Annotated in this window: 7 protein-coding genes and 2 tRNA genes; 6 read left to right on the forward strand and 3 right to left on the reverse strand. The window is 63.4% G+C overall.

Annotated elements, in window-relative coordinates:
• Window positions 1-12: 12 nt before the first annotated feature.
• On the forward strand, window positions 13-303 hold the full coding sequence (locus ACY48M_RS12090; RefSeq protein ID WP_462820530.1) for a DUF4287 domain-containing protein: 291 nt from the start codon (window positions 13-15) through the stop codon (window positions 301-303).
• 15 nt (window positions 304-318) lie between these two features.
• Here ACY48M_RS12090 and ACY48M_RS12095 read toward each other — a convergent pair whose 3' ends face one another.
• The gene (locus tag ACY48M_RS12095; protein WP_462820531.1) at window positions 319-750 is read right to left on the reverse strand and encodes a DUF1801 domain-containing protein; all 432 of its coding nucleotides are present in this window, start codon (window positions 748-750) and stop codon (window positions 319-321) included.
• Window positions 751-871: 121 nt separating this feature from the next.
• Here ACY48M_RS12095 and ACY48M_RS12100 point away from each other — a divergent pair.
• Together ACY48M_RS12100 and ACY48M_RS12105 are read left to right on the forward strand one after the other, a co-directional pair.
• Window positions 872-943, forward strand: a tRNA-Thr gene (locus tag ACY48M_RS12100).
• 29 nt (window positions 944-972) lie between these two features.
• A tRNA-Met gene (locus tag ACY48M_RS12105) sits at window positions 973-1,049 on the forward strand.
• Here ACY48M_RS12105 and ACY48M_RS12110 read toward each other — a convergent pair.
• Window positions 1,040-1,795, reverse strand: a complete 756-nt coding sequence (locus tag ACY48M_RS12110; protein ID WP_462820532.1) for a tyrosine-type recombinase/integrase — start codon at window positions 1,793-1,795, stop codon at window positions 1,040-1,042. The genes ACY48M_RS12105 and ACY48M_RS12110 overlap by 10 nt on opposite strands.
• A 589-nt stretch (window positions 1,796-2,384) precedes the next feature.
• Here ACY48M_RS12110 and ACY48M_RS12115 point away from each other — a divergent pair.
• Both ACY48M_RS12115 and ACY48M_RS12120 read left to right on the forward strand, forming a co-directional pair.
• Entirely contained in the window at window positions 2,385-2,648 is a 264-nt protein-coding gene (locus tag ACY48M_RS12115) for a helix-turn-helix domain-containing protein (RefSeq protein WP_462820533.1), read from the forward strand.
• A 71-nt stretch (window positions 2,649-2,719) separates the two neighbouring features.
• Window positions 2,720-3,412 (forward strand): hypothetical protein, encoded by a 693-nt coding sequence (locus ACY48M_RS12120; RefSeq protein ID WP_462820534.1) that lies wholly within the window; start codon window positions 2,720-2,722, stop codon window positions 3,410-3,412.
• A 347-nt stretch (window positions 3,413-3,759) separates the two neighbouring features.
• Here ACY48M_RS12120 and ACY48M_RS12125 read toward each other — a convergent pair whose 3' ends face one another.
• Window positions 3,760-4,833 carry a replication initiator gene (locus tag ACY48M_RS12125; protein WP_462820535.1) on the reverse strand — a complete coding sequence of 358 codons (1,074 nt, stop codon included), beginning with the start codon at window positions 4,831-4,833 and terminating at the stop codon, window positions 3,760-3,762.
• A gap of 328 nt (window positions 4,834-5,161) precedes the next feature.
• On the opposite strand from ACY48M_RS12125, the gene ACY48M_RS12130 reads away from it, so the two are divergent.
• The coding region (locus ACY48M_RS12130; RefSeq protein ID WP_462820536.1) for an RHS repeat domain-containing protein at window positions 5,162-7,383 on the forward strand (2,222 nt) is incomplete at its 3' end.

Raw genomic sequence — 7,383 nt, forward strand, 5'->3', positions numbered from 1 at the left:
GAAAGGATGCTGATGTCATTCCAGGCATATCTCGACGCGATCGAAACGAAGACGGGGCTCACGCCGAGGCAGCTGGTTGACCTTGCGAAGGAGCGCGGATACGACGACCCTTCGGTGAAGGCTGGCACCATCCTGGAGTGGTTGAAAGCTGACTACGAGCTCGGGCGCGGGCACGGCATGGCGCTTGTTCATGTCATCAAGAAGGGCCCGGTCATCGACAGCAAGCATGTCGGCTCGACGGGCGTGCACCGCGATGAGTCGGAGACGCTCTGGCTTGACGGCAAGGCGAGCAAGCCGTCCTGAGCCGAGCAGGCTGGTCTAGCGGATGTCGGGGGTGATGTCACGCGCCCGCTCGAGCATCGCGCGAAATGCGTCAAGGTCGAGGGTTTCGAGTGAGGTCAGGGTGATGGCTGCCGACCCCACCTTCACTTTGCCGAGACGCTCGGCCCACTGCTTGACCAGGTAGCCGCCGCCTTCTGCAGCGTTGACGTAGACACTCACATGGCGCTGCTGGCGCGCGAGGCCGATGAGAAACCAGTCGACATCCTTGCCCCGTGGACGGGACTGGGTGACACCGCCGTAGCCGATGATCTGCTGCTCTGTGCCGCCCCAGAACACGCCCTCCCACAGCACCCGCTCTGCGCCGTCGAGCACGTCGGCGATGATCGCGTCGAGCGCGCGCATCGTGTCGGCATGATCGCCGTCGAGACCGGAGAGAAATTCGTCGACGTCGGTCTCGGTCGGTTGCATGGTGATCTCCTCGGGGTGGCCTTCTCCCAGTCTGGTGTCGGATTCTGTTCTGTGCGCGCCCGGCGGGATGATAATCTAGACCGGTTGCCTGAACGGGCTTTCTCGTGCCCGCACGAGGAATGCCCCCTTAGCTCATTGGTAGAGCACTTCCTTGGTAAGGAAGAGGTAGTGGGTCCGATTCCCACAGGGGGCTCGACCGATGGTCTCGAGACTGTCGATCGTGGCTGAGTAGCTCAGTTGGTTAGAGCGCACGACTCATAATCGTGAGGTCGCGGGATCGTGCCCCGCCTCAGCTACCAACAAAAGACCTGGTAAACCCGTAGTTTGCCGCTGTCTCACCCCCTCGCAAAGTGACCTCACGATTCGGGGCGTTCAACAGGTCGCGAACGGCGAGCGCCGCCTCGGTCGAGGACGACCGCGTGTACAGCTCCGTCGTCGTGATGGATGCATGCCCAGCGACCTTCTGCAGGCGGGCCGGCGTTACGCCCATGCGGGCGAGCCGGGTCAGATACGTGTGGCGCAGATCGTGGAAGCGCAGAGCATTCCCATCTGGGAAGGTGGCGATTCGATCGCGCAGCTCAAACCACTTCACCGCACGAGCTAGGTTGCCGCTGTCGAAGGGGCCGCCACGGACGCCCGTGAACACGTGGGCGTAGCCTGCCTCGCGCGCTGCATCCAACCATGGGCCGAGATTGTCGAGGATCGGTACGTCGCGAATCCTGCCGCTCTTGGTTGCGCGGGCCTCAAGTCGCCCGCTCCCATTCGGGGAGAGTGTGCGCCGAACAGTGATCAAGCCGCGCTCCGTATCGACGTCTTCCCAGCGCAGCCCAACCAGTTCCCCAAGGCGGAGGCCGGTGTACGTCAGCCCGGCAAGAGCGCGCTGGCCGAAGGGGTGGAAGGAAGTCAGTTCGAGCATTCGCCGGACCTGATTGTCATTGAGGGCGCGAGCCACTGGATCGGCTTCATCGGATTTTCCCCGATTGCGGGGGAGCGAGCGGCACGGGTTTGCGGCGAGTTCGCCGTCCATGACCGCGAACTGCAGCACGCTTGAGAGCAGTGCAATGGCGTCCTGCTTCGTCGAATCCTTGCCAGACCATTCAGCGCGAGCACGCGCAATCACGAGGGGTCGTATCTCTCGGAGTTGCGCTGCACCTAAAGAGGGCTCGATTCTCAAGTTCCACGCGCGGCGGTATGCGGCGATCGCGTTTGAAGCTAGACCTTCTTCGACCAGAGGCCGATTGTGGATGTAGAACTCTGCAAGCGTGGTCACGGTCGCCGCCTGGCTGTGGCGGAGGAGTCTGGGCCTGACGCACGGAGGGCGCCGACCGGAGCGCGCATCTCCGGCTCTGAGGTCCGCTGCATCATTGTTCTCCTAAAGGTGCAAAAGTGTTAGCACGTAGGAGCACCATACCGAGCTACGGTAGCGAACGCAAGCGCCAGTGCACTCGATCGCGAACGCTAGCGCTGACGGTGCATAACGGTACGCTGTGCGCATGAGTAAAGATCCCCAGGACTCGCCGCCTCTCGCCCGCGAGGAAGTGACTTTCGACTTGCTTGGTTCGCTAATCCAGGATCTAGCGGACCAGCTCAATACGGTGGCAGCAAGGGCTGAAGCGCCCGACGTGAAGCGGGACATGAAGTTTGCTGTCGAGCACGCGCTCGACCAGGACGACTTCGATGAACTTGAACGGCGCAGGGAAGCCGCGCTTATCCGGACCCTCTCCGGCCTCAAGCAGTTTCGCCGAAACTACGAGTACTGGGAGCGCGCTATCGCCGAGTATGCGCTTGAGAACGAAGGAATGTCGCAGCGTGATGTTGCGAGATATTTGGGCGTTGCCGCCAGCACGATCAACCGTTGGGCCCAGAACCCTCTCGAGGGGCAAGACGCACGAAACTAGCTGGTCTCCCGAAATCTTCTATACAAGATCAAGACCCGCATCGAGCGCGCATTGGTCGATACTGTGGGACCGTGGACACCTACGAGATCAGCCAAGCGGTGCAGATCGTTGGTCAGCTCCTCGCGGCGACACTATCGCTCGCCGGAGTAGTCGTGGCGCTCGGACAGTTGACCGCGAGCCAACGGCTCCGGAAACGTGAAACATGGGTTCGAGCCGTGCTTGAGTCGGAGGAGGACTCCGGCAGGCGCGAGGTCCTACAGACTATGCACACCGAAACTACCGGGCGCTTGATCGCGGGAATCGTGGTCCCCGGTCGGCAACTTTGGACAGCCTGGCTCTGGGCGAGCATTGGCATCGGAATCGTCGCGCTCACCTACACCGTGGAGGTGCAGATCTGGCAGGCCATTTTGATCCTGGTCGTATCACTCGTCTCAGTAACGCTCGCCGTGCGAATCTGCATTCGGTTCTTGGCGCAGCGGCGGAGAACTGTTGCACGCTATAAGACTGGTAGCTCAATCGAAGCTGGCGTACCGCAGAGGGAGAGCGGCAACTCCGCACGGGAATCCTGGCTCGCCCTGTTGCTGTCGATTCCCCTTTTTCTTGTTGCGCTAGGCGTTGGATTCTTCTGGGAGACGCACGAGCTCTGGTGGCTGTTGAGCGGCGCAGGCGGAATCCTCGCTTTCGCTGACGGGATCCGTCTGACGGACAAGTACCTCGATACGCAAGCGAAGCCCCTGTACCCGTCTCTCGTCGCCACTCGCTAGCTGCCGCCCTCCGCGCTTCGCGCTGCGGTTGCCCTTGACGAATGAGTGCGGCGATAGGTCGATCACCCTGCGAAGCGGTGCAAGGCGGAAGGCCACGCAACGCCACGCGTCGCCCCTCCGGGGCTACCCGCGCGGCATCCACGTGGCCTCCAAGCCACGCAACCCCTCAACGCTGATAGATCACACGCAGTACACGCACAGTTCACGGCCGAACGAATCCGGTGCTGGGAGCATGCCTGTTGTCGATTCCGGCATGATCGGGTTGCCGCACGTGTCGCACGAGCGGTAGCCCAGCATCTCGCACATAAAACAGTCTGCCTTTGCCAATCTCATCACCCCCTCTCGACTCATGGGACTGCCGCCGAGCAAGGGGCCAGCTCACGCCGTAGGCGCGATGCGTGGCTCTCGACGACTTCCGCGGGGGAAGCTTCCGGGGCGTGGGGTTCGACGGGCGCGGACTGGCTGAGCATCCACTCCAGACGAAGCCTTCGCTGGACAGTTCGCGTCAGGCCGGTGAAGGACCAGCCTGTGCGGTGCTTCGTGCGTCGCGACGCGCTCACGACTTGTGACCGCGCGCCGTAGCGGTCGTGCACGCGGCCCAGGCAGTTAGTCGGGTCGCAGTCCGGCGCGCAGCGAATCGTTCGCGCAGCTCGCTCGAGCGCGAGCAGGTGCTCCCACACGCGAGGGTGAACCGTGTCGCCCTGGTGCACTACGTCTTTCATCACGTAGTTCAGCGCCTTCGACAGATACCAGATGGTCTTCGCCCCGTCGCCGTCCGCACGGAATCCGTCGCACTTCGACTGTGCGCCCCACTCGACTAGTCCGCCGTCAACCTTCGAGGTCGCCACCGCCGAACGTGCCGCGTCACGCAGCGCATCAGCGGCAGGAGCTTCCGCGCGGTCGATCCGTACCAGGGCATGCACGTGAAGGACTCCGCGGTCCTGCCATTCGCGCACGATGAAGTACTCCGACGAGTCCCACCGGTCGCGCATCCGCCGCCGCGTGCGATCCCAGAGCAACCCCGCGTCGCGGTTCCACGCGACCTGACCCTCATAGTCGTAGGTCGAGGGGTTCAGCGGTACCCCGCGCAGTCCGGCATCCGTCGCCTCATGCTGCGACCCGCAGCCACATTGCGGGGCACGCTGAGCGTCCTTGCGCGGGACACGGTGCACCGCACCAAACGACGGTGCCGTGAGCGTCAGCAGATAGAAGCGGTAGTTCTCCACCGGGCCGTCGAAGACGCCCGATCGAGCGATCGCGGACCAGTCGCCCCGATAGAGCTCGGCGCAGGACTCGCAGCGGCTCATGACGCGTGACCCGCAGCGCACCCACACGCCTGTAGCCGTCTTGACCGGGCGGAGACAACCGCGCGCGATGACTTCTGCCGCACCCGGCTCGAGGTTGGTTGTGTCGGCTCGCATAGCGAGCGGCTACAACGGGTACACGTCTCATAATCGTGAGGTCGCGGGATCGTGCCCCGCCTCAGCTACCATTTCTCGGCGCTCGCAGACTCGATTCCGCGCACCATAGTGCAGCCACTACAGAAGATCAAGACTCACGTTTTGGGACTGTACAGCTTAGTCTGCTCAGAAGCGAGGTGTACTTGCATCTCTTCCATCGGTGAGGCTGGTTGTGAGTATGCGCTCTGCACGGAATCTTGGTCTGGCGGTCATCGTCACCGCAAGCGCGGTACTGATTACCTCGACGGGGGCCGCGGCATCTCCGCTCCCGGCCACAGTTGCGACAAGCTTGGACATTCCAGCTCCGCCGGAGACGGTATTGAACGAAGAGTTTGTTCCGCCGGCGTCTGCTGGTGATCAGGCTGCTGGCAAGGCTGCGGCGCCGGAGGAGGCCTGGGAGGTCTCGGACGAGGCCCGCGCTGGCGCGGGGTCGGATGCTGGGCGCGGCGCACCGGTTGGAACTCCGGTGGGCGCCCCTGGGTTGGGGGCGTTGCCGTATTTCGGTTTTGACGAGTTTGAGCTGTCGACTGACACGGTCGCCCGCGTAAACCTCGGCAACGGCAATCTCCTTCTCACTGCGAATGACGGGATCCTTTCCGGCCCTGGGTTGTCGCTGCGCAACGACCGGTTTTATAACGGGCTGTCCTCGACTGACGGTTCTCTCGGCGGTGGTTGGTCCTCCGCGCTTTCGGCTGCGGATACTGGCTTGTCGGTGACCTCGACGACGGCGACCTTTGTCGGGCCGAATGGGTTCAGTGTGGAGTTCACGAAGTCGGGCGGTGTGTGGACGGCACCGGCAGGGTTCAACGCGCAGCTCACCGAGCAGCCCTATACGCATACGATCACCTACAACGAGTCTGGCGAGCAGCTGGTGTTCAACAGCTCCGGTTGGTTGCTGCAGAACCTGAACCGCAACGGTGTCGGCACCTCCTTCACCTACAGCTCCGGTGAGATCGCCACGGCGACCGAAGCCTCAGGGCGTCAGTATTCGGTGACCTGGTCAGGGTCCGATATGGCATCGGTGACCGACTCCGCTGGGCGCACCACCACGTACACGCAGAACAGTTCAGGGCAGCTTTCTCGTGTTGATGCGCCTGGCGGGCTGTGGTCGGAGTTCGACTACGACTCTTCGGGCCGGATTGCTGAGGCCCGGTTTTTGGGGACTGATTCTTCGACGGTGAATCGTGCGGTGTTTGGCTATGACTCCGACAGCCGAGTCACCTCGATCGAGCGCGGCGTTGTCGGGGCGAGCAGCTTTCTCACTTCGAGCACTTACAACTATGCCGGCACCACGACCACTGTCACCGATGGTCGCGGCAAAACCTCCAGCTACGAGATTGATTCGGCCGGCCGGGTTGTGACCGCCACGAATGCGCTGGGCAACGCGCGGTCGCAGACGTGGACGGCGAACTCTGATGTGCAGGACACCACCGATGCGTTCGGCGCCGGCACCGGGAACACCACCACCGCTGCGTACGATGCGTTGAACAACCAGACCTCGGTCACCCTGCCGACCGGAGCCGCGGCTTCCGCCCAGTACGCCCTCGGGGTGGGCTGCGCCGGGACAGGGTCCGGCACCGTGTATCAGGTGAAGTGCTCCACGGATGATGCAGGGAACAGCACCGCGTATGACTACGACGCGAACGGCAACCTCCTCACCGCGACCGACACCACCGCTGGCGGCTCCGGAGCGACCACGCAGAACTACACGTACGAAACCAACGGCAGCATCTGCGGCGGCTTCGCCGGCCAGGTGTGCACCTCAACCGATGGCAACAGCAACACCACCAGCTACGCCTACGACAGTGACGGGAACCTCACCACGGTGACCCCGCCCTCCCCGCAGGGCACCACCACGTACACCTACGACAGCCTTGGTCGCACCACTTCGGTCACCGACGGCAACGGCGACACCACCACCTACACGTACAACCCGCGCGACCAGCTGCGACTGACCACCTATCAGGGTGGGGAGACGATGTTGACGAATTACTTCGTCAACGCCCTCACCTACAACACCACCGACAGCACCGGCCCGGTGCGGGTGTTCACCTACGACGGGCTCGGCCGCACCGTCCAGGAGCTGCAGCACACCGCCGGGGTCACCTGGACAATGGACTACACCTACGACGCCGCCGGGAACCTCACCGCCTTCACCGATTCGAAGTTCTCCCCGGGCGCTGCCACCACCTACGTGTACGACGACGCAAACCAGCTCATCCAGACAATCGAACCCGGTGGCAGCTGCACCAGCGGGGCGACCGCCCCGGCCGCGAACTCCGGGTGCATCAAGTTCGAGTACGACGTCAACGGTGCCGAGACCAAACGCACCTACCCCGGCGGTGCCACCGTCACCACCGCAGTCGATGCCTCCGGTCGAGCCACGCGCATCACCGCGGCTGACTCCTCCGCAGTCGTGAAGGCCGATGTGGGCTACTCCTACACTGCCGCCGGCGGCACCGGCACGAGCGCGGACCGGACCAGCATCCAAAGTCGTACATCCCACCTGGA

This window comes from Homoserinimonas flava, assembly GCF_054969005.1.